The organism is Chryseobacterium indologenes (genome assembly GCF_002025665.1).
Lineage (GTDB): Bacteria > Bacteroidota > Bacteroidia > Flavobacteriales > Weeksellaceae > Chryseobacterium > Chryseobacterium metallicongregator.
Genome location: NZ_CP018786.1, coordinates 3,777,090 through 3,801,311 on the forward strand (window position 1 = coordinate 3,777,090; position 24,222 = coordinate 3,801,311).

Here is a 24,222-nt window from a genome sequence, read left to right on the forward strand (position 1 = left end):
ATTTTTTATTTAAAGTTCAGATCCTTTTGCACCAGGATTTCCTTTATATTCCGGTAAATTATAATCTGCATCTGTAATTTCGTAATTTGTTGGCACTACATAGGCATAATAATCAGAAATTTCATAAGCTACACAATACAATTTCTGCGATTGATTACCTCCTAAAATAACGACTTTATTTCCTTTTTTTCCAGCAACAAAACCTACATGCCCTCCGCCGGTTCTTGTTTTCACGGCAATTGCTCCGTAAACAGGTCTTTTCAGGTCTTTTCCTTCTGCCCATGTTGCCCATTTTAATGCTCTCACAGCATCATATCCTTTATCGGTAGTAACTCCTTCGTAACCATAATGTTTCATAATCCAGTTGACAAAAGCCGCACACCATGCAATAGTTGTTTCATTTTCTGTACCATTTTTCATTGCATTTTCATAAGGAGTTCCATCAAAAAACTTCTGGATTTCTTTATTTGTACCGGTTTCAACAAGATTCTTAGCTTCTTCTTTCCAAACCAGTTCCATCCATAGTGCCCTTCCCTCAAGGTTTGGCATGGCCACTACTTCTCCATCGCAGACTTTTTTATCATATTTAAACCATGTTTTAAGATTGGAAAGACCTTGTTTTCTATGTTCCCATCCATTAGGATTTACTTCTAATTTATGAGACAGAGTATAACCGTTTAATACTTTACAAATTAAAAAATAATAACGCTCTTCCTCATCCTCCATTAATAATGCAGTTTCATTTAATGTTTTCCCAAGTGCTTTACTAAAATATTCTCTTTTAAACTTCATCGCATCCTTTTCTGCTTGCGAATAGCTTTTATTAGGATTTTCCTTCCAATTTGGTATTTTTTTATAAACTGACCAAAACCAACCACCACTGTCTACCGCTAAATAAAGCTTAGTAGCCACCAATTCAGGATATGTAACAATATCTTCAGGAACTTTTTCATCATAATCTTTATATGCAACAGGATCAGTCCCATCCCCAGTGAGCTGCTGTATTCCACGACCTTTATATTTGTAACCACTAGAGGCATGAGAACTTGATTCTTCTCCTGCTGTCCTAAAAAAGCTGGTTTCAGAATAAACATTTGCTAAAAATGCTATTTTTTGAATGCATTTATTAATATCATATTTTCTAAACATAGCATTCAATTCCATTGTTAAATCTGCAAAACTTTCACGATCCATGTCTGTAGATTCCCATATTTCTTCTTTACCACGCATATGTTTTACCAAACTTCTAATTTCACTTTCAGTAAAATCACGATTACAATAACATGCTTTCTGCTTTCTCACCTCCGCCATTTCCACCACCACTGGCATCACATCATTTTCAATAGCTTCAGGAGTTTCTTTCTGAGATACTTTAAGGCAGCCACTTTCATAAAAAATAAACTGTTTCCTAAGTTCCAGCATTTCTTCTTTTGTAAAAGGAGTTCCGTCTTTTTTGTAGGCTTTGATTCCCAGCTTTTCCATATCCTCTGTTCGAACCAGATCAGCAGGAAGTGTATTGTTGATGGTAAACTGGCTTTTTTCTATTTTCCAGACTTTCTTTTTGGGATCTGCGGGATCCTGCACCTGACGGGAAACCTGTGCTATATAGTAATCAAAGTTTTTTGGTGGGTTCTTCCATTCTTCTTTTGCTGTGAAGGAAACTTCCAGTAAGCCGTCTTTTCCTGTTTTTTCTTCGTTGTAGCTTTGTTTGCTTTCGTGGGTATAAGTGATATGATCTGTTTCGTTTAAACCTTCTTTAGGGATTTCCTTCAGAACGTCAATCTTCAGAGTTTCTTCAGTCATATTGACGGTGTGTACCCAAATTTTGTGGGTTTTACCATAGAAAGTCTGCATCCGCTGAATATCTTTACCATCTTCAGTAGAGAACATGATGGAAACAATTTTCTGTTCGGAAGTAATGATCAGTTCTTCATTGGAATCTAAAACTTCCAGATAAGTTGTAGTATTGTCTACCACCACAGGTTTCGTTCCCTGAATGGTAATGTTTCCCGGAAGTACAATATCTCCGGATGAGCTTGCCTGCAATTCTACCGTAAATACTATTCGGTATGATGGATTGGGATTTTCCGTTGTTTTGGGGATAGCTGCCAGCAATTTTTTCTTGTAATCATCATTCGTTGTGATAAGGAAAGACGCTTTACCTTCATTATTAAGGGTAACTGTTTTTTCCTCCAGCATATATTTATCTTTCTCTTTATAGAAATCATCGCCTTCTCCTTTTACCCAGATTTTTACTTTTAAGGCTTGATTCTGAAGCCCATCCAGTTCAATAAATCCATAGGTTTCTTCTCCAAATCCTGTTTCAGTGCGCTTCACTCCTGTTCCGTACGCCCAAAGTGCTCTTTTTACCGTAGGTTCTGAAACTTTTACTTTCGCTTCTATTTTCTTCCCATCGGTATAATCTCCTGTTAAATAAGCGGAAATCGTGTATTCTCCAAGATCATTGAATGTAATGGTTCCGTCTCCGTTATTGGTCACTTTATCCGGTACTTCAATTTTTATGGTTTCATTTCCGGACAACGTAGCAATTCTTGCTGTTGCTGTATATTTTATTTTTGTTCCTTTTGGAATATTGGCTGCCGGAAAAGTGAATTTATCTATTACATTTTGAATCACCTCAAAATTAAAACAGTCTGAACCTGAGAATCCGGGCTGCTTTCCTGCTCCTATCGGATTAGCATAGGCTTCAAGTATATATTTCCCGAAATACTGATTACTGGCCAGTTTTGCATCGTTATACAGTAATTCTGCCACTCTTTTATTGATTGCGCCAGTTCTGAACGAAGGAGAGTTTTCAAATAAGGCAACTCTTCCCACTCCTTCTTTTTTAAGATACCAATATACAGATGTCCCGGAAGGCATATAATTAACATTGAACCTGGAAGCCTGTACTTTAATCGTATCACTGAACCTCACCAAACCGGGTTCGCCTTTGACTCCCATTACGCCCAGACTATTCTCGATTTTCACTTCTACAGACTGGGGTTTTGGATCTGTAGGATCTGTAAATGCCTCTATGGTATATTTACCTGCATTTTTAAAGGTAAGAATAACACGATCACCAATCCCTGTAACGGAAACAAGGTGTGAAGAGGAAGCTCCGGATGAACTGTTATACAGCACTGCTGTTCCCTGTTTCACAGTCCATTGAACCGTATTTACAGGCATAAAGAATCCCTTATTAAGTATTTTCGCCTGATCGGTGGTACTGTTAAGTTTACGTTCAATAGATAAGGGTAAAGGAATATTAATCAACGTTGAAGATCCTGGACTGACAATTTTCTTAACAAAATCCTGTATTACTTCCACATTGATAGAGCATTTTGCATCACCTGCTTTTTTACCATAAGCTTCCAGTCTGTACTTTCCTTCTGTAAGTCTGTCGAATATTTTACTCATGGATTGGCTGAAATTGCTTCCCAATCCAATAAATGTTTTTATTTTATCTTTTGTTCCTTCTCCTTTAAACAGTGCCCAGATTATCTTTTTCTCATCGCCTTTGAACAGAGCTTTCAGATCCAGATTATCTCCGCCAAAAGGATTCATAATAGGAAGAAGCGGGCCATTCATTCCTTTGATATAATAGTAAGTACCATTAAGTTTATCCGTTGGTATAGGTCTTATCATTGAAATGGATGTCACTGCTATACTTGCCTCAGAAGCAGAAGATGAAGGCCACTGTGGGGAAGTATTGGCAACAGAAAATTCATCGGCTTCTTTCACATCAATCTGTGAAACATTGTTGGCCTGCCCGGTGGTTGCAAAAGCAATAGTTCCGGGAACGCCATATCCCGGACAATTTCCTGTAGAAGCATCCAACAGTATTTTCATACTCTTGTTGAATTCTACGTTTTCATAATAGTCTTTATATTTTATGTTGCATTTACCTTTACATGGATAAGTTTTCCCGTCTGAGCCTTTACAGTTCCCAAACCCGTTGCCTCCTCCGAAGCTGTCGGCTTTGTCATCAAGATAGGTAGCAACAGGCTTGTTCTGTGCAAAATATTTGTTTTTGCCCAGCTTTTTTTTCTGGCTTTTCACTTCCATCGGAACGGCGGTTCCATTGGAGTTATTGGTTACAGAACTGCTGCAGTACGCAGTAGCTCCTTCTATAATGATGTATCCTTTATCCGCCATGTCATTTGTTCATAAAGTTTAAGTCATTGTGATCGTTTCCCGGTATACTGTTTTTTCTCCGTCTGACAATATAAAGTCAGCTTTCTTTTTGGAATACTGTTTTTTACGGGAGTTGTATTCCATTTCTATATATAATCTTACCTGGTACTGTCCCGGCTGGTACAGATATTTTTTTTCCAATTCTTCTTTTATGATAGCAGGAACTTTAATTTCGGAAATAAAAGAAGATTCAAATCCGTACTCTCTCTGTTCGGCTCTGATAATTCCGTGACATTCAATATCTCCGATTCCTTTAATATTCCATACAACGGATTCATCACTTTTTCCTCCGTTATCTACATAATAAGGAGCAAACAAGAGAAGATTCCAGAAAGGTTCTTTCAGTTTATTTTTATAAAAGCCCGTTTCATCTTCAAGAGCTGACAAATATTGGTTTCTGAAAACATCTACATTCTGATACTTTTCCTGAAGCCCAGCTGTTTTGAGTTTCCAGTTTTCTATATTTTTCTGATGATCTACAGCTCCCAGAAAGCTTCCTTTTTCATCCACTTTTATTTCCAGCGGATAAGAGCTTTGTTCCAGGATATGCAGGATTTCCATAAATTTATTTTCGGAGGGAAAAGAGGAATCTTCTACTTTTTCTATCAACCAGTTTTTGGAATGATCTTCATTTATCTTTTCCTGAACAGTAATTTTAAAGGATGAATAAAATCCTTTTTCTTCCCCGAACTGTATTTCAAGAGCATTTTCCACCTGATAATCATGGATCCCCGATGTATATTTCTGAAATGGTTTTACTCTTGTTTCTACCATACTTTGTTATTATTTATAAAAACAAGACGGTATTATTTACCACAGTTTTTGTTTGCTACAGTCTCTTCCGGCAGGTTGTAGAGATAAATTTTTTCTACAGTCCCTTTTTCACATTTACTTACCAGATAATTGGCTATATAATCCTGCTGATAGTGTGATATTTCTTCACCTAACAGCTCGCCGGCACTTTCTTTATTCGTAATAAAATATGAAGTATTGTCCGTTTTTCTATAAAAAACAAAGTTGAGTGATGCCGTTTCCGGTTTCGCAAGTAACTTGTTGTTTTTCAATTTATTTTCTACATATTTTGTAATTTCTTTTTTCAGATTACTTTCAGTAGGTTCAGGATGATCTATAAGAATATAGTATGAAATTTTCACTGCGTTCTTATCATAAGCATTGGTAAAAGTCATATGATCAAGTGGAATAAAGTCATTCTTTTTCTTATCACAGCTCATAGCTATTAAAAGAAAACATACAATAGTGATAATTTTTACAGATGGTAAATACTTCATTTTTTATAATTATAATAAGGCTCATTAAAATGTAATGGCTATTCATTGTTAATATTCTCCAGGTCTTCTTCTTCCCATATTTCGAAGATGATCCTGTCTTTCTTTTTCTGCTCTTCTTTTACTTTGGCGTTCTGCTTTGCCGATGGTGATACTTTCTTTAAATGTTTTTTCAAACTCAACTTTAGTGATAAAAGGTTTATATCCTCTGATATGCTGCAAAATAAACCAATATCTGAAACCAAGCAGATAGTAGTATTTCTTTTCAATATCCGGCATATCCAACCCAAAATGATCATATAAAACAACTTTATAGGTTGCATCATAAGTACCGTTAGCTGATTTATTGAATTTTGTCAGCTTCACTTCATATGCCCAGGTATCATTCATACAAATGGTGAGCCCTCCCATAAAAGTATCTTTCATCGTTGAAAACTGGGGATGTCCCCATCCTCTTCTTCCGAACTTTCCTACCTCATCATCTGTAAAGTGTATTTCATCATCTTCAATGGATGCAATGCTTCCATGGTTTTTCTTAATTCTGTCCGCAATTTCATCTTCCATACTTAGGCAGAATCGTTGATTTGAAGGATGGTTCAACACATGTTTTGTAAGAATAGAATTGGTATACTCACCTCCTTCACTCCGCTTAAATTTTTCAATCATATCAAAGGCAACCGTTTCCAGTTCTCCGACTGAAAAAAGTGTTCCCACCATACGCTTGAAACCTGCCCATAATTCTTCGTCTGTTTTATCTCTGATCTCTGATTTGATCCAAATTCCCTTGCTTTCCACATCCTGCAAGGTGTACCGTGAAGGATACTGATTGGAAACTCCCAGACCATAGCACAGATCATCCGCCATGTTAACGCCTTTCCTGTCTTTTCCTTTTATTTTAAATCGGTCAATATAAAGAGGTAATGGATTGGTTATTTTGACTTCAACACTGACCTTGTCTATCGGAGTTTTAAAATAGGCATATACACGCATATCATAACAGGGAAGTTTCACCTGAATGGTCTCCGTATTTCCGGTGATTGAAGAGTAATCGAAAAAAAAGGGTATAGAAATTCCATTTATTTTTTCCTGCCATTGAAGTTTTTTATACTCGCTCTTCGTTGCAGATCTGTTAAAAGTCGCTTTGAACCAGTATTTTTCGCCTTCTTTGGGTTTTGCTATTTTCCCTCCATTATCATCTAAAGGGCCTTCTACCTTTGTTACTAATAATGTATTGTCTTTTTTCGCCTGATACTCATCGAATTTCTTGCCTCCTTTTTTCCCGTAAAAGGTGTTTTCCTGAGGAGATTTAAAATCCAAAGTCCCCTTGGAAGCATCTTTCATAATATGTTCTGCTTCCTTGTAAGATTTCCCAAAGACATTCCGTACGATATTTCCTCCTTCACCTGCCATATTACTGCATTTTTACCTGTTTACCGCTGTTAATAAGCACTTCCTTGGCACTCTCTACATTAATCGCTTCTTTGGTACTGATGTAAGAGCCTGCTTCCATATTTTCTGTAATATTTTTCGCCCTGGAGCTTCTTCCGGCTTCAGCCGTTTCAATAATATTACTCGCTGTCAGATTATAATCATCATTAGCAGTTTCAGTAATATCTTCTCCAGCCATAATATTGACATTTCTCTGGGCAGAGGCAATGATATTTTTTCCGGCATTAATCTGCACATTTTCTCCGGCTGTGAAGGTTATATTTTTGGGTGCATTCACCACAATATTTCCTTTTCCGTCCATGAGGTAAGTATTTCCACTAGGATCTTCAATAAAAATACTTCCTTCCTGATCGTTAAAAATCACTTTATTACCACTTCTCGTTTGAATAGACTTAAGGTGGTTATTGATACTTCCTCCCAATGCTACCTGTCCATGGAACATTCCTCCCATAGCAAATGGAAAGTCGGGATGATGATATTCAAAACCAACCATAACCTGATCTCCAACTTCAGGTACCGCAACAAAACCTCTGTTTTGAGTAATCATATCTGTACCTCCGGCATCAGGACTCATCATTCTGATAAAATGGGTGGTATCCGGGTTTTTCTGCCAGTCAAATCTTACCTGTATTCTTCCCTGATTAAGGGGATCTGTATTGGAAATGACGGTAGCAACCTGTGGTTCGGCCTTGGGTTGTATAAAATCCGGTTTTGGCATAAAGCCTGTTCCTTCAGCAATCGCTTCAAAACTACCACTATAATAACCTCTGGCATTGACTTCATGGGTCACTTCGGTAACTGTAATTTTTGTAAAGTAAGAAGTCTGGCTGGTATCCGGTTTCCTCATTTCAATATCAGCAAGGCATCCGGGATACAGAAACGGAACGGTGGTATTTCCCGCAACTGTAAATACTTCCACAGCAGCACTTCCTGCAGCACTTTTCTGAGAATCGCTTACATCAACAAACATATTGGCATTAATGGGTACGGGAGACAAAGAAGGTGTTTTAAAGATATTACTGTTAAGTTCATAAGCTTTCGAAGGGATTTCTCCCAGATGTCTGATATTATTCTCCGAGCCCTCCATTTTAGTGTGGCTGCTGCTGTTATATCCAAAAAACTGAGGATTGGTATGAACGGCATTCAATTCTACCTGAACATCTGTTGCGTTGCTTCCATAGACGAGCTTGATCGGTTTTTCTGAAGGCGGAAGTTTTCCAAAATGAAGTACTTCACCATCATAGTAAAACTGTTCTCCGTAGGCTTCGGCTGTTCTTGCAAGATAGTTATAATGGGTCTCGTTATATTGTGAACTATAATTGATATAGCTTTTATTCTGTGTATCTACTCTGAAATCAAATTTTTCTGTTCCCAGGGCTTCTTTAAGTATTTTGTTTGCAATAATTCCTGTATTCACAGCCTGATCACCTCCAAAACTTTGGGTATGGGGAGCGGCATCCATGAGAATAGTAGGACTTTGACCCCGCAATACTATATTTCCCAGGCTCATTTTTTCCTGGCTGAATGCGGCTTTGGTGATTACCCCTACAAAGGTTCTTTCCGGGCTTTCGCTTTCATAATCTTTATATTTGAAAACAATAGTAATCCTTTTTCCCAAAAACTGGCGGGCTTGTTCCAGGGTGTGGTTTTGAGCTTCCCCAAGAGAATCATGGGCGAGAATAAGTTCAAAATTGTGATGGCGTCTCGCACTTTGCTGTAGGCGAAAATGCTTGAAGTGTTTGATAATCTTGCCTTCAATCACAATATCCAGTTTCACCACACGGTTGATTCCGGGAATATGATTCTCTGAAATCTTATCGGAATTCGAGGCATTTTTATTCATAGTGATTAGGTGTTTTTTTCAGAACTTTATTTGGAATAAACAATCGTTCTATAAGGTTAAAAAAGGCAGAACAGCTTTCCTTGAAGGATGTACTATTCTGCCTGATATTTAAATTCTGAATATGCTTAAGAAGGCCATGCTCCGAAGTAAGAAGAATTCCCCAGATCTATCTGTTCTGCACTTACCACAAAACTGATATACATACTGTTTTCATCCACAGCATCGAAATCTACCTCATGCTGGATTACATAACCATTGTTCCACTTTAATGTTGTTAATGTTCCTTCTTCGTGAGATTTGTTGAAAGTGATCTCTCCTACAGTAGGCTTATATTTTCCGTTCAGTAAACTTTCCAGGATGTCTGATTTATCAGTAGCTTCCACTGTAATTTTGATAAGCGCGTTGGAAGGGTCTGATGCTACACGCCCTGATACGTCTGTAGCTCTTGATACGCTATAGTTAAGTTTTAATAGCTTTTGTCCTTCTCCGTTGTTGAATTTTAAAATTCCTCTTGAATTTCTTTCTGCCATGATTGTAAATTTTAATGGTTAATGTATTGTGATTGTTTGTTTTCTATATCACCAAATATAGATGTATTTATAAAAAACAAATAGCGTTTATTATTAAATTTAAAAAAGTGTAGTAATAGTACGACTAACAATCGTTAGGTTAATTATCCATTATAAATCAAGTGTTTGCTGTTTTTCATGACTAAAAATCGGATTATTTTATTGCCTGTTTAAAATTGTTTAAAGAAGCAATAATATTATTCCCAAAATAGTCTTACAGAAAATCTTCTGCTTCATCCTTTAGAAGTACAACATTTTTTTGAGAAAAATTCTAAATATCAGGACTGAAAACCTTTCAATAACCTCCTGTGGAAATTATATTCAAAAAAAACAGGAAAAAATAAAACATATCAAAACACTGATGAACAAGACATTGAAGATATAACCCAGCTGAAACAACATATTTATTCAAAAAAATTAACTGAAAAACTTGCGCGGTATTATAAAATGTTATACTTTTGCATCACTTTAAAACAACGAAGTAATAAACGAAAACATAAATGGTTTCTTAGCTCAGTTGGTAGAGCAATGGATTGAAAATCCATGTGTCCCTGGTTCGATTCCTGGAGAAACCACTTCAAAACCTCTAATTTATTTTAGAGGTTTTTTTGTTTTTAATACATAACTTATTTTCAGTAATTTCTAAGCCTGGGATTTATAAACTGTTATACCTAATTGGATATTAATAAACTGAGAATTTGTATATAGTTGAATGTTTATATACATCTTTAGGAGTTAGTATTGGTGATGGAAAATGGGATTGGTTAATTGCATCTGGAAAATTCTGTGTTTCCAAACAAAATGCCTCTCTTTCCTGGTACAGGTGATCTTCTTTTCCTTTTATATTTTTTATCCAATTGGCAGTATATAACTGCAAACCCTGCATAGTGGTAAATACTTCCATTTTTCTACCGGACCGTGGCTCTATAACAGTAGCTACTAAATCTAAATGATGCATACGGTGCTTTAAAACAAAATTATGATCATATCCTTTTCCAATCGTAAGTTGATCATGATCCATATCAATTCTGTCTCCAATACCTGTTAAGGAGGTAAAATCAAACGGGGTATTTTTTACAGTTAAAATTTCACCTGTCGGTTCAAGGTTTTTTGTAAGAGGAGTATAAAAATCAGCCTCAATCTGCAATTGATGGTTATTTATTGTTCCACTGCCCTCCCCCGCCAAGTTAAAATAAGAATGGTTTACCAGATTGAGTATAGTTTCCTGGTCTGTTGTCCCTGAATAATCTAACTGTAATTCATTATTTTCACTAATGGAATAAGTTACCGTTACAGATACAGTACCAGGGTAGCCTTCTTCCCCGTCAGGAGAAGTGTATTGAAAACTCACTTTCGAGGCAGAAGACTCTTTAACATCCCATACTTTTTTATCAAAACCCTTCAGTCCACCATGCAAATGATTATCCTCATTATTAACTGTTAATGAGTATTCTTTTCTGTTTAATGTGAATTTTCCTTTCCTGATACGATTAGCACATCTACCACAAATGGCCCCTTGATAAAATTCATTATTGTCTATGTATTCTTGTGCTGTTTCATATCCCTGCACTACATCTGCCAGTTTTCCGTCTTTATCTTTAACATTAATACTCACTATAATTGCCCCATAATTAGTTACTTGTACAATCATCCCATTCTTATTTTTCAACGTGAATAACCGGACTTTTTGATGGTTGTGAACTGTATTAAAAGTCACTTCATTGATAACACCCATTTTTTAAAGGTCTAATTTAACAACTCCTTTTTGTCTTATGAATAAAGGATGACAAGAACCCACTCCAAATAAATGATTTAAAGTTGTGGTATATTTTTCAAGCAAATTTTCAGGGACAAAAGCTTGTATTGTTCCTGCAAATCCTCCACCATGCACACGCCATGCTCCAGCACCTTTCAGTACTAATTCGCTGTAAGCCAACCCTAATGAAACGGCTTGTTCATGTATATTATTTGATACATAAACATTTTGATTGTACATATACGAACTATGTCCTGAATCTATTACCAAGTGTAAAAATTTTTGGAAATCATTATTCTCTAATGCTGTTACTTCATCTACTACGCGTTCATTTTCACATTCAAAATGAATGGCTCTTAAAATAGCCCGATCTCCTACTTTTTTACGGATAGAAGGAGCAATATCCATTACTTTTTCCAGAGTCGTTTCTCTCAGTACACTACATCCTAAATGGGCTGCAACGTCTTTCATCTCTTTAGGTAAAACAGCATATTCATCATTCAAATTGGTATGATCGCCCCGAGTATCTGTAATCACTAAAGAAAAACCAGTAGATTCAAAATCAAAATCTACTTTTTTAACAATAGGATTGGTTACGTCTGCAAAGTCAATGATTACCAAACCTCCTACTGCACAAGCTACCTGATCCATTAACCCGCAAGGTTTTCCAAAGAAAACATTTTCTGCATATTGTCCAATCCGGGCATTTAATATGGGATCTATATTACCATCATTGAATAAATGACTTACAATTGCACCAATTAAAACCTCAAATGATGCTGATGAACTTAATCCGGAACCTTTAGGAACACACCCATCAATTACAGCATCGAATCCTCCTATTTTATAGCCCAATTCTTTTAATCGAGCATTAATTCCACGAACAAGCGCATTTGAGGTTAAAAATTCCTTCTCATTGGGAATAAGGTGGTCCAAATCTATTTCAAATGATTGATAACCTGAAGATTCAATCCTGATTATATTGGAGTTATTTTTAGCAGCAACGGCTATATTATCTAAGTTTATGGCACTCGCTAATACGCGACCATGATTATGATCTGTGTGATTACCTCCAATTTCGGTTCGTCCTGGTGAACTAAAAACAGAAACCTCTTTTTCTCCAAAAATTTCTCTGAAACGAGATAATGCTTTGGTATACCGAACTGCTTGCTGATGTAATAATTCTGAATTTTGTCCGTACAACTCTCTAAATTGAGGAATATCACCTTCATTAATTAAAGAATCAATATATTTATTATTTGACATGTATTGGTACCTAATTTATAAAACAGCCTATTTTATTAAGAGCCATTTTATTTATTTTTATAATGAATTGTTGAACTTTTTTTAAGAATCTCGGCACTTTGTTCCGGAGTAATATCTCTTTGGGCTTCTGCTAACATTTCGTATCCTACCATGAATTTTTTCACACTAGCTGAACGAAGCAAAGGAGGATAAAAATGCATATGAAAATGCCATTCTTCATGAGATTCTGAATCTGTAGGAGCTTGATGTATTCCGGCAGAATAAGGGAAAGAAATTGAGAAAATATTATCGTATTTTGTGGTCAGATCTTTCAACATTTGAGCAAATAAAACCTGATCTTCATCTGAAAAGGCTAATAGACTATTTAGAGGTTTTTTACTAATAATCATTGTTTCATAGGGCCAGGTTGCCCAAAATGGAACCAAAGCCACAAAAGCTTTATTTTCTAAAACAATTCGCTCCTTACTTTCAATTTCTTTCTGAAGATAATCATACAAAAGAGTTGTTCCGTGTTGATAATAATATTTTTTCAAATTTTGCTGTGTTCTGACCACTTGAGAAGGAATGGATGCCTGCGCCCAAATCTGACCATGAGGATGAGGATTACTACAGCCCATAACAGACCCTTTGTTTTCAAAAATCTGAACATGATTAATATAATCTAGTTTCCCAAGACTCTGATATTCATCTTTCCAGACAGACACCACTTTTGTAATCGCTTCTACAGACATTTCAGGAAGAGTCAATGAATGATCGTGTGAAAAACAGATTACCCGGTTAATTCCTCTTTCAGGTTCCATTTTAAATAACTCACCCAGTTCACCTTCCGTTTTATCTGGGGCTATTTCTCCTTTCAATAAAGCTCCAAAATCATTATCGAATACATATACACCTTCATAGCGAGGGTTTTGGGTCTCGTTAGCTCTTGAATTTCCGGGACATAAATAGCATTTCGGATCATATTGATTTTGAGCGCTTATTAATGGTTCTTCCTGTTGCCCTTGCCATGGCCGTTTTGCCCTTTGTGGTGATACCAAAACCCATTCATCCAATAAAGGATTAAATCTTCTATGTGGATGATTTTTGCTGTTAAATGAAGTACTCATGTTGAGCTTATTATTTATATCAGTTTGACCCGTTTTCAGGGTTTAATTTGTCCAAAATAGGTTCAGATAATGTGTTTAATTCTTTTTGAAGTTTATTATTTTTCTGTTCAAAAATAACAATCTCATTATTACCCTTTCTTAAGTAACATCCCGGTAAATACAGAGTTTGTTGTGGTCCTACCGACCAATACCTTCCCAGATTAATTCCATTGACAAATACAATCCCTTTTCCGAAAGGTCGCATATCTAAAAAAGTGTCTCCCACCTGTGATACATTAAAATTTCCTTTATAGATAACTGGTCTGTTCTCTTTTACATCAGATTTTTGTTTTGTATCAATTACCGGAGCCTTTTCAAAAGGAAGCCCATACATTTCCCAATCTCCAGTTATTTTTCGGTCATTAATAAATACAGGAGAAATAATTCCTTTTGTATTCTTATTAATCTCAGAGCCGTAGTTAATTCTCCCCATATTTTCTACTATAATGTCTAATTTTCCATTGAAGGGTATGTTAACATTACATTCATATTTTTTATAATAGCGGTTAAGCTCTCCTACTTTTTCTCCATTTACATACACAATTGCATAATCTCTTAATCCATCAATTTTTAAGATCCCCTTAATTGGCTGATTAAAATTTTTGCTATACCAAACATAGCCATGCCCTTGATTTAACTGCTCAAAAGTCAAAGGATTGTCATTAACTATTGGTTTTACATTCTTTTTTAAATCTTCCAAATCAATTGCCTGAGATAGTTGAATAGCCGGAATCTTAATAACTGGAATTCTTGAAGGAACAGGAGGTGTAGAAGGATTTTTTAATAATTCTCTTAATTTCATATACTTTTCGGTTTCCCAACCTGCCTCAGTAATAGGAGCATCGTAATCATAACTGGTCATACTTGGCTGTATATGGTGATCTTTATCGTAATTAGCTCCAGAGGTAAATCCGAAGTTAGTTCCTCCATGCACCATATAAATATTAAAGGAAATATCATTATTCATAAATTTTTCAATGTGGCCTTTTACTCTTTCCGCAGCTTTACGGGGAAAAGGTTCTGCCCAATGATCTAACCATCCGGGATAGTATTCTGCTACCATAAAAGGACCTTTCCCATTATGGTATTTTTTCACCTCTTTCTTAATATTTTCCGGGTCTTCATCTCCATTTGCAGTTGGCAAAGCACCAGGCAAAGCGCCTCCTTCAAATAACCAGTCTCCATCTGAAGTAAAAAACTCCATTCCTTTGAAACCAACTTCTTTTAATTGATCAAATACTGAAGAACTGTATTTTTTATGATCTTCCAGCTTAATGTCTTCTCGTTGACTAACAAAAGATCCGAATTCATTTTCTCCCTGAACCATAACAATCGGGCCTCCATTAACAATCAGATAAGGTTTTACTACCTTGTAAAGTTCTGTGAAATATGCTTTTGTCGAATTTAAAAAAGGAGTATTATATTCTCTGATTTTCATATCCTTGTCATTTTGTAAAAACCAGGGATAGCCTCCGAACTCCCATTCTGCACATACATAAGGGCCAGGGCGAAGGATTACCATTAAACCTTCTTCTTTTGCTATTTTTAAAAATTCAGGTAAGTTTTTGTTTCCATTTTGAAAATCCCATTTTCCAGGAGCTATTTCATGATAATTCCAAAAAACATAAGTCGCTATCGTATTTAAACCCATAGCTTTAACCATTTTCAACCGATGTCTCCAATAAGCCTGAGGAATTCTGGCGTAATGAATCTCTCCTGAATGCAATTTAATTGGCTGCCCGTTCAATTTAAATTCTCCATTTTCAATTTTGAAAGACTCATATTTAATAGGTTTTTGCTGGGCATTTACCACAGTTGTTCCTACTAAAAAAAAGGCTAAAATTATGTTTTTAATAAACTTCATTGTATATGTTGTATTAGCTATTAAAGTTAATTATGTATTAAAACAAATTTATAAATTTACCTGATGCTGCCATACTGGCTACCACCGGTTTTTTCAACTTTACCACCAGTTGAAAAAATATTTAAATATTATGAAACTTGTTAAAATTTTTCAAATGCAAAACTCAAAATTATTTCTATTACCAAAAACGTACATAAACAGCAGTCAGAAGTAATAAAATAATGACGATCAGGAATAATGTTCTATTGTCCACATTGAACATATTTTTGTCTGTAACAAAAGCTTTTGGATTTACTTTTGGACCAAAGACACTTAAGAGAACCATTACAACTACAGTAATGAAAAATGACCACCCCATATTGATCAGGAAAGGAATCTCTGTAATGGTTTTCACCACACCATTTTCCAATTTTTCATAAGTAAATGCTGTATACATCCATGTTTCTTTTCCAAATAGTTCAACTGCAAAACTGTTAAAAAATATAGATAATAAAAAACCAAGAATAACTCCAACTATAGCAGCGGTTCCGGTAGTTCTTTTCCAAAACATCCCTAAAATAAACATAGCAAATACACCCGGACTAATAAAACCCGTATATTTTTGTATAAATGTGAAACCGCCTTCGCCACCAATTCCCAAAATATCTGTCCATGTAAATACCAAAGCAATAAGCATTGCCACTATAATTGCCCAACGTCCTGTTCTTACCAATTGCGTTTCAGATGTATTCGTTTTTAAATATTTTTTATAAATATCTAAAGTAAAAATGGTTGATATACTGTTTACTTTTCCGGCAAGTGATGCTACTATTGCAGCTGTTAAAGCCGCAACCGCAAGACCTTTAAGTCCAGATGGCAGCAAGCCTAGTATTGCAGAATAAGCACCATCTTTTACTCCATTAAAATTTGACAAATGACCTTTTGTATAGAGTACATAAGCCGCAATCCCAGGAAGCACAACAATTACTGGCATAAAAAGTTTTAAAAATCCTGCAAATAAAATTCCTGTTCTTGCTGTTTTTAAATCTGCCCCTAATGCCCTTTGGGTAATGTATTGGTTACATCCCCAATAATTAAGTTGTACAATCCATTGTCCAGCAAAATACATTGCTAAACCTGGCAAAACTACATATTTCCGTACCGCTAAATTTTCTGACATTGATAAAGTAGTTGTGGTAATTTGTGGTTTATTTAGAATGAGGTTGAAATGTTCCGGAGCTTCTTTCAAAAGGGTATTTAAGCCCGTTAAAGCATTTCCAACAGCAGCACCATTAATTCTTTGATCCACAACCTGTAATGCCATATAAACTGTAGCAAAGCCACCAATAATAAGAACTGCCACTTGAATAACATCCGTGTAGCCAATGACTTTCATTCCACCTAATCCAATAACCAAAGCCGTTAGTAAAAGGGCAACCATAATGATATGCAGATGGCCTCCACCAAGCAGTGAATCAATAGCTACAGCTCCTAAATAAAGAATGGAAGTAAGATTAACAATTACATATAAAAATAGCCAAAAGACTGCCATAATAAGAGAAACAGCCTTATTATATCTTGTTTCCAAAAACTGAGGCATCGTATAAATCTTATTTTTGAGATAAATAGGAATAAACCATACTGCAATAATTATAAGTGCAATTGCAGCCAGCCATTCGTAAGCGGCAACAGCTACTCCTGTGAAAAAACCTTCTCCACTCATCCCAATAAATTGTTCTGCTGAAATATTAGATGCGATCAAACTCGCTCCGATTGCCCACCATGTTAGTGAACCTTCTGCAAGGAAATAATCTTTACTTCCTGTAGTTTTTGATTTTTTCCGATTGTATATCCATAGGCCATATACTGTTACAACAAAAAAATAAATTAGAAATATAACAAAATCAAGTGTCGATAGTTTTCCCACGCTTAAAAATTTTTATAGTAAGTTTATCATAGATTTCTATACTTTTTCAGCACTTACATGTACCATAAAGTATTTAACAGGTTAGTAATCCTGATATATCATTTAGAATGAAATTTGTTTTTTTACACCAAAATCACATAAAAGAAACCCTTATATTATCAAATGTATAAATTTAGAAAACACAACCATACTTGTTCCTACCAGTTTTTGTATATTTACTACTAGTTTAAAAAATTGGCAATGTTATGAAGATTATTAAAATAATCCCTGATTCAGTTATTCCTAAATACCAACAGATTATAAATTCCATTGAACAAGCTCTTGCCCAACAACTATTAAAAAAAAATGACAAGTTACCTTCCATCAATAAAGTGTGTATGGAATTCGGTGTTTCTAGAGATACTGTCTTATATGCCTACGAAATACTGAAAAAGAAAGGGATAGTAAATGCTATTTTGGGCAAAGGATACTATATAAAAAGTACTGATTGGAATTTTGAAGAGCGCATCTTTTTACTGTTTGATGAACTGAATGCTTTCAAAGAAAACCTTTATTATTCCTTTTTGGAGGAGATACAGCAAAGAGCGAATGTTCATGTATTTTTCCACTACTTCAATATTGATGTCTTCAAAAAATTAATAGAAGAAAACAATGGAAATTACACAAAATATATAATTATGCCTGGGAATATGAATGATACAGCTCCCATTATTAAGATGCTTCCAAAGAAGGATGTTTACATATTGGATCAAACCAATATATCTTTAAGAGAATATTCATCAGTACATCAGAATTTCGCAAAGGACATGTACAGCGGATTATTAAAAGCGAAAACTAAGCTTGAAGCCTATCACAGATTAATTCTTATCTTCCCAGGACAAAAAGAGCCTGTAGGTATGGTAGAAGGATTTACCAGTTTTTGTGAACAGTATAAAATGAAGCATGAGATTATCTGTAATTTCACGGATGGGGAAATACTGAATGGAGATGTATTCATCATTCCGGATGACAAGCATTTAGTAAACGTCATTAAGCAATCTAAAAAGCAGAAACTAAAGATCAGAAAGGATTTCGGTATTATCTCCTACAACGAAACACCTCTTAAAGGTATTGTAGAAAATGGCATTACTACAATTTCTACAGATTTTTGGCAAATGGGAAAGATTTTGGCAGAAATGGTTCTTAATACAAAAGAAGGGAGAATTGAAAATGCTTCTAATTTAATCATAAGGAATTCTCTATAATTATTTTTGAACAAAGGCTCAGATTATAAAATCCGAGCCTTTATTTTTAGCTTTAAACTTCGTAATTAGAAATCTATAGAATTCAGTGTTTTATCAACCAGCAAACCGTTAGAAGCTTTTATATTAAATGATCCGTTTCGTTTTGCTTTAAATTTAATGATGAACAAATCCGTTGTACCTTCTAAAGGACGTTTTTGTCCTACATTAACCAGCGTAGGATATAATACCTTCTCTTTGTTGGTATGTAATCTATCATAAGTTAAGTTTTCCATTTGTTCAAAATGTAATGGTGTAATGCCTATATATTCCAGTTCCTGCTGGTTATATGGAATGGCAAAACTCAGTGCATTTACAGATTGCAGATTATTACCTTTTACCACTACTTCTATAATATCATTCTTAGCATATTGCTGTTTGGAAGCAGAGACCGTAATGCTTCCCTGCAGTGGTTTCAATTCTTCATCGTTTACCCCTCCATCTATTTTTGTAGCGACGTTAGAAATATCAAATGCATCAATAAAACCGTTTTTATTAACATCTCCGTTACTAATATATCCTTCAAAATCAGAGTCACCCTTTTTCAGACCTGTATAATTCATATACGAAGTAAAATCATTCCTATCAATTTTCTGATCATTATTGATATCGCCAGGAAGTAAGCTTACAGAACCCGGGACTTTAAAGACGTATAACTCATTTCCAGAAGCAAAGTTTCTAAAGGCATTGCTGACTTCAATTTTAATGAATCTTGTAGTAGGAGGTGTAGTAAAATCTAAAGATTGGGTTTTGTTATTTCTATCCCAGGTAAAAGAGTTAAGTTCTGTCCAATCTTTTTTATTATCACTATACGCAATTTTACCCTTCAGCCATATTCCGCTGTAACCACTGCTTCTAGGGATATATTCTAGTTTGTTTATTGTATTAATAGAGCCCAAATCTAAAATTATTTCAAAAGGGACTTTACTCTTTTCATAATCTGAAAACCAGCTAGTGTTCACATCCTGATCAAAAAGGTTTTCGATGCCTTCTCCTTCCTGGCTTGGAATTGTAGCGGTGGCTTTTATACCTTTAATTGCAAATTCATAAGGATTTTTATTGGTTTGGGAGGAAAAAGAAACCCAATCAGAAGTATTGGTTTTATTTACAGCCCTTAATTTAAAATCATATTTTGTTTCAGGTATAAGTCCTTCAAACAAGAAAGAGTTATCTTTTATATTACTGTATACCATATTATTATATAGTATTTCGTAGTAATCTGCATTAGGTATTTTATTCCACGATGGCACTATTGAATAGGCGGTGTTTGTATTTTCTGAAGTGACTGGTTTTAAAGTTTCTGCAAATGCTCCGGAATTGTTTTTCAATTGATTAGAACTGATAAATTGGTAATCTTTAATGACAAGTTCTACCTTGTTTTTGCTTATATCTGTAATTTCTGTTTTTACCCAAAGTTGCGGGTTTCGGGTAATCGAAACTTTTGAAAATCCAGAATCTTTTGTAGAGTAATTATTGAATTCCGGTTGGGTGTTGTAAAAATATACGTTTGTGGCACTATTGAATTCATCTACCGTATTTACTGTTTTCAGCTTCATATTTTTTCCTCCAATAGAAAGTTTTACACCGGATGGTTTTTTAGTGACATTAATTCTGAATTCTGTCATTTTTTCTTTTTCAAAACCATTAAAATTACCTTGAACAGGAGAAATGCTTATTGTTGCAGTATTTTTTACAACATTACTTTCTATAAGAGTGTTTACAGATTCTTTTTTCTTATAGTTTTCGGTTACGCCATCGTCATCATATTCTATAAAACTGGATTTTTCTGAAGGATACACTTCATAAATTCTTATTTTTTTATTGATTTGATGAACATTATTATTAGCATTTATCATCGGAATAATAGCGCCTGGTTTCACAAATAGAGGAAGCTTCCAAATGGGTGCATCGAAATGATTTAAAATAATTTCTCCTTCATACGTTTGTCCTGTGAAGTAATCAATCCAATTTCCTTTTGGGAGGTAAATATTATTTCTGATATCATTCCCTTCTTTATCCATTTTTGTAGCTTGATATATGGGTGCCACTAAAAAATAGGGACCATACAAATACTGGTACTGAGTAGATTTTCCGAGGGTATAATCATTAGCCTGTTGTAAAAACATTGCTCTGATGATTGGCAATCCATCTACAGCTTCATTAGCCACACTATAAGTATAAGGAAGTAAACTCGACTTTAATTTTAAATAATTCCTATTGATAGAAGTAGCTGGTTCACCTAAAGCCTGAGGATATTTTTCATTGGCTCCCCAGCCATCCATATTGAGCTGCATAGGAGTGAAGGTTTTCCATTGAAAATCTCTGGTATTGATAATTGGCTTTTCTCCACCAAAAATGCCATCCATATCCGAAGTAATGTTAGGCTGGCCAGACAAACCAGAACCTATATAAGTAGGAATATGGAATCTTATGTATTCCCACTCTCCACCTGTTTGGTCGCCTGTCCAAATACCTGCATATCGTTGTGAACCCGCCCATCCGTCCAGTGAAATGATAAAAGGACGACTTCCCTTACCATAGCGTGGCATTATTTGAGCGACATCTGAAACCCCATTCAGCCCGAATGAGTATCCAGGGCCTACCCAGGCAACATCTGTTTTTAGTACTCTTACGCCTGCATCTCCCACTTCTTTTATAATATCTCTCTGCAAAAGAGCAGCTACTCCTTCTTTTGGATGTAAATCTGACTGTGTCCACAATCCTATTTCTACTCCATTTTTTCTGACATAATCTCCAAATGATTTTAAATTGGCGATGTTACCTTCCAAAGTTTCGGTTTGTCCATATCCTGCACCATAACCATCATTGGGCAATATCCATCCTAACGGCATATCTGTATCTTTATACCGGTCTATAACAGCTCTGGCAGAAAACTGATAATTGTTTTTTTCGCCATTTAACGATTCTTTAACCCCTCCATTGTCTTTTTGACTCTCTTTATATCTTTTTCCGTCTTCAAATGGTATTCCTTTATCGTCTTCATTCCAATAATCTCTGTTGTAGGCATTAAGATGTCCTTCATAAAAACCAAACTTGGGCAAAAGTACAGGATTTCCTGTTAGTTGGTAAAAATCATTCAACAAAGATTTAGGGTTATCATCTACCATAAAGAAAACGTCCAGATAATTAGTCTCATGGGCCAATTTTACCTCATCTTTTTTTTGTTTACCAAAATCATAATATCCTTTTTTGAAAGTATGCCACATAAAACCATATCCATTTGTAGACCAATAATAAGGATTTGGAGACGCTACACCACCATCGGTCCAGTTATTTTGATTCACGATAAAAATAGTATTTCCTTTATGAGAGAATCTCCCATTCTGTACACCTCCTCCATAGAAATATTCATTTTTTCCCTGAGATAAAGTGAGTACTACTTCTTTAGAGTTAACCTCAATAGGAGCAATAAAAGAAAAGATCTCTTTATTAAGGTTCAGGTCAAATACTTTAAATAAAGAGGTTGCTTTTTCAATTTCAATTTTAATTTTATGGGTAGAAACAGAAACAGTTTGTGATAAATTATTGATTTCAATTTCTTTTACTTTTTTTCTAGGTTGATCTGCTAAAATCTGAGCAGGAGGTATCGCTTCCGGATTTCTTATTTCTCCGCCTTTGGGATCTAAAAACAATCTGAAAATATTTTCCCCATAAAAATCTATTATTATTTTTTTGTTGCCGGAAAGCAAAACTTCTACAGAAGTTCCTCCTTTCTTAGAAACATTCTCAATATTTTGAGCCTGAGCTTTTCCAATCGGGAGAAAAAGAAAGGAACTCAGGAGTAAAATCTTTTGAATTTTTGAATTTAAAACTGTATTCATTTACGTCGACTTTAATTATTAATTTACATTTTAAGATAAAATAAACTGTAATCTCTTGTAATATTAAGACTTTCAAAAAGTAGTTTTGTGTCAAAAGGGCAGCTTCTTTTAAAAAAATATAAATAACTTATTTCTGTATCTGTTTCTAGGGTTGTTAGTATCCTTTTGCTGCTTGGGCTTCTTTTAATTTTGGATTTAAATCCACCGCAGTTTGAGGGTAAGGGAATCTGTAAAATTTATCATTCCAAACTCTTGTTGCAACCTGTGCATTTGTTATATCATAAACTGTTTTCATTACATTGGGTGCAATTTTCCATCTTCTGATATCATAGAATCTATGTCCCTCATTAGCTAATTCTATTCTTCTTTCATTTCTAATAATATTCCTCAATGTCTCCTTTGTCTGAGTTCTGCTAACTCCGGTCATACCCACTCTATTTCTGATTTTGTCTAATGCATCATAAATAGAGGCATCTGGCCCATAAAATTCATTTTTTGCTTCAGCATAAGTAAGCAATACTTCTGCATAGCGAATCAGCATAAAATTATTACTTGCATATAAGTTTTCATCTAATGAGTTATAGTCTGCCATTTTTTTATAGTTATAGCCAATTTTTGATGTATTGTTTCCTCCCTTGCCCCATGTGAACAGATGGTTCGTTCCAAAGCCTTTTAGATAGGACCAAGGACCATTTGGGTGCATAATACTTGCATATAAACGGGTGTCTCTGTTTTTGAATTCGTCCAGATAGGTACCATTTGGATTTCCATTGTTATAGTTTACCGCTCTTGTATCATTAGAAGGAGGTGTAAATGTTGTTCCATCTTTTTTCCAATATGCATTTACCAAATCAATTGTTGGAGTGATAGAGCTCCATCCACTTTCTTCATTGGGCAATAGAAAAAGGGTCATGTAGTTGCTATATGTTCCTTTTGAATCTGGTACATACTGAGCTTCTAAAATTGATTCTATACTGCCCTCATTTTTAGCCCAGAATAATGCCTGATAATTACTTAAGCCTTTGTAAAAATTATCTTTATCCGTGGTAGAAGTAAAGGTAACAAAGCTATCGTAGTCTGTACTTGTATCTACTGAAGCTGTATTGAAAAGCCCGTAAGTTCCAGAATTCATTATGAGTTGAGCAGCTTCATAAGCTTCTTTATATTTTCCTGTGTATAAATAGACCCTTGCCTTAAATGCTAATACGGCTCCTTTTGTTATTCTACCTTTATCTTGACCGGAGGTATAGATAGCTGGTAAATCATTTTCAATAGCATTTAATTCACTGGTTACAAAATTATCAATTTCAGTTTCAGAAACTGGTGTAAGAGAAGCCCCATCCAGTTCACCTGATTTCTGCACTAATGGAAGAGCTCCGAAACGCTGAGATAAATCAAAATAATTAAAAGCTTTTATAAATCTTGCTTCTGCAATATATCTTTTAGCAAGATCTTTGTCCATTGGAATTTTATCAATATTTTCTAAAAAGGTATTTACTCTTCTAATTGTCGTAAAATCATATCCGAAATCTGTAGAAGGGAGTATGTCTCCTGCAGAAGCATTTACTGCAGTTGTTTCCCAAGGATATTGAGCATATGAATTATCGGTATAACTATCGTTGTACAAACTGCTAAAAGCCGCGGAAGACATGTATGCATAAATACCATTGAGTGCCATGGTAGCATCTTTTTCAGTTTTCCAAAAGGTATCTTGCGATATTTTGTCTTCCGGAAACCTATCTAAATTACAAGAACCAGTAACAATAGATAGAGTAATTGATAGCAATATAATTTTTATTTTTTTCATTTTTAGATATTT

General features: G+C 35.0%; 14 protein-coding genes and 1 tRNA gene. 2 read left to right on the forward strand and 13 right to left on the reverse strand.

Annotated elements, in window-relative coordinates; genetic code table 11:
* Positions 1-9 precede the first annotated feature (9 nt).
* From BUE84_RS17135 to tssD, 6 genes are all read right to left on the reverse strand, one after another.
* Entirely contained in the window at positions 10-4,158 is a 4,149-nt protein-coding gene (locus BUE84_RS17135; protein ID WP_079242741.1) for a TIGR02594 family protein, read from the reverse strand.
* A gap of 18 nt (positions 4,159-4,176) precedes the next feature.
* Complete coding sequence (locus BUE84_RS17140; RefSeq protein ID WP_079242742.1) at positions 4,177-4,971, reverse strand: hypothetical protein; 795 nt, start codon at positions 4,969-4,971, stop codon at positions 4,177-4,179.
* Between the two features lie 32 nt (positions 4,972-5,003).
* Positions 5,004-5,486, reverse strand: a complete 483-nt coding sequence (locus BUE84_RS17145; protein WP_079242743.1) for a hypothetical protein — start codon at positions 5,484-5,486, stop codon at positions 5,004-5,006.
* A gap of 48 nt (positions 5,487-5,534) precedes the next feature.
* Entirely contained in the window at positions 5,535-6,893 is a 1,359-nt protein-coding gene (locus tag BUE84_RS17150) for a DUF3289 family protein (RefSeq protein WP_099049856.1), read from the reverse strand.
* A 1-nt stretch (position 6,894) separates the two neighbouring features.
* Positions 6,895-8,775: a type VI secretion system Vgr family protein gene (locus BUE84_RS17155; RefSeq protein WP_079242744.1), complete on the reverse strand. Its 1,881-nt coding sequence runs from the start codon at positions 8,773-8,775 to the stop codon at positions 6,895-6,897.
* A gap of 125 nt (positions 8,776-8,900) precedes the next feature.
* On the reverse strand, positions 8,901-9,305 hold the full coding sequence (tssD, locus tag BUE84_RS17160; protein WP_079242745.1) for a type VI secretion system tube protein TssD: 405 nt from the start codon (positions 9,303-9,305) through the stop codon (positions 8,901-8,903).
* Between the two features lie 541 nt (positions 9,306-9,846).
* Here tssD and BUE84_RS17165 point away from each other — a divergent pair.
* Positions 9,847-9,919, forward strand: a tRNA-Phe gene (locus BUE84_RS17165).
* Positions 9,920-10,026: 107 nt separating this feature from the next.
* Here BUE84_RS17165 and BUE84_RS17170 read toward each other — a convergent pair.
* The 5 genes from BUE84_RS17170 to BUE84_RS17190 all read right to left on the reverse strand — a co-directional run bounded on the left by BUE84_RS17170 (position 10,027) and on the right by BUE84_RS17190 (position 17,281).
* The gene (locus tag BUE84_RS17170; RefSeq protein ID WP_079242746.1) at positions 10,027-11,079 is read right to left on the reverse strand and encodes an aldose epimerase family protein; all 1,053 of its coding nucleotides are present in this window, start codon (positions 11,077-11,079) and stop codon (positions 10,027-10,029) included.
* Between the two features lie 3 nt (positions 11,080-11,082).
* A complete protein-coding gene (locus BUE84_RS17175) occupies positions 11,083-12,366 on the reverse strand; it encodes a galactokinase (protein ID WP_079242747.1) in 1,284 nt (427 codons plus the stop codon).
* Positions 12,367-12,413: 47 nt separating this feature from the next.
* Positions 12,414-13,472, reverse strand: coding sequence for a UDP-glucose--hexose-1-phosphate uridylyltransferase (locus tag BUE84_RS17180; protein WP_079242748.1), 1,059 nt, complete (start codon positions 13,470-13,472; stop codon positions 12,414-12,416).
* Positions 13,473-13,491: 19 nt separating this feature from the next.
* Positions 13,492-15,375, reverse strand: coding sequence for a beta-galactosidase (locus tag BUE84_RS17185; RefSeq protein ID WP_079242749.1), 1,884 nt, complete (start codon positions 15,373-15,375; stop codon positions 13,492-13,494).
* Between the two features lie 178 nt (positions 15,376-15,553).
* On the reverse strand, positions 15,554-17,281 hold the full coding sequence (locus BUE84_RS17190) for a sodium:solute symporter family transporter (protein ID WP_079242750.1): 1,728 nt from the start codon (positions 17,279-17,281) through the stop codon (positions 15,554-15,556).
* A gap of 245 nt (positions 17,282-17,526) precedes the next feature.
* Between BUE84_RS17190 and BUE84_RS17195 the strand changes: the two genes are divergently transcribed.
* Complete coding sequence (locus BUE84_RS17195) at positions 17,527-18,525, forward strand: GntR family transcriptional regulator (protein ID WP_079242751.1); 999 nt, start codon at positions 17,527-17,529, stop codon at positions 18,523-18,525.
* 65 nt (positions 18,526-18,590) lie between these two features.
* Here BUE84_RS17195 and BUE84_RS17200 read toward each other — a convergent pair whose 3' ends face one another.
* Together BUE84_RS17200 and BUE84_RS17205 are read right to left on the reverse strand one after the other, a co-directional pair.
* The gene (locus BUE84_RS17200; protein ID WP_079242752.1) at positions 18,591-22,403 is read right to left on the reverse strand and encodes a TIM-barrel domain-containing protein; all 3,813 of its coding nucleotides are present in this window, start codon (positions 22,401-22,403) and stop codon (positions 18,591-18,593) included.
* 154 nt (positions 22,404-22,557) lie between these two features.
* A complete protein-coding gene (locus BUE84_RS17205; RefSeq protein ID WP_079242753.1) occupies positions 22,558-24,210 on the reverse strand; it encodes a RagB/SusD family nutrient uptake outer membrane protein in 1,653 nt (550 codons plus the stop codon).
* Between the last annotated feature and the right edge of the window lie 12 nt (positions 24,211-24,222).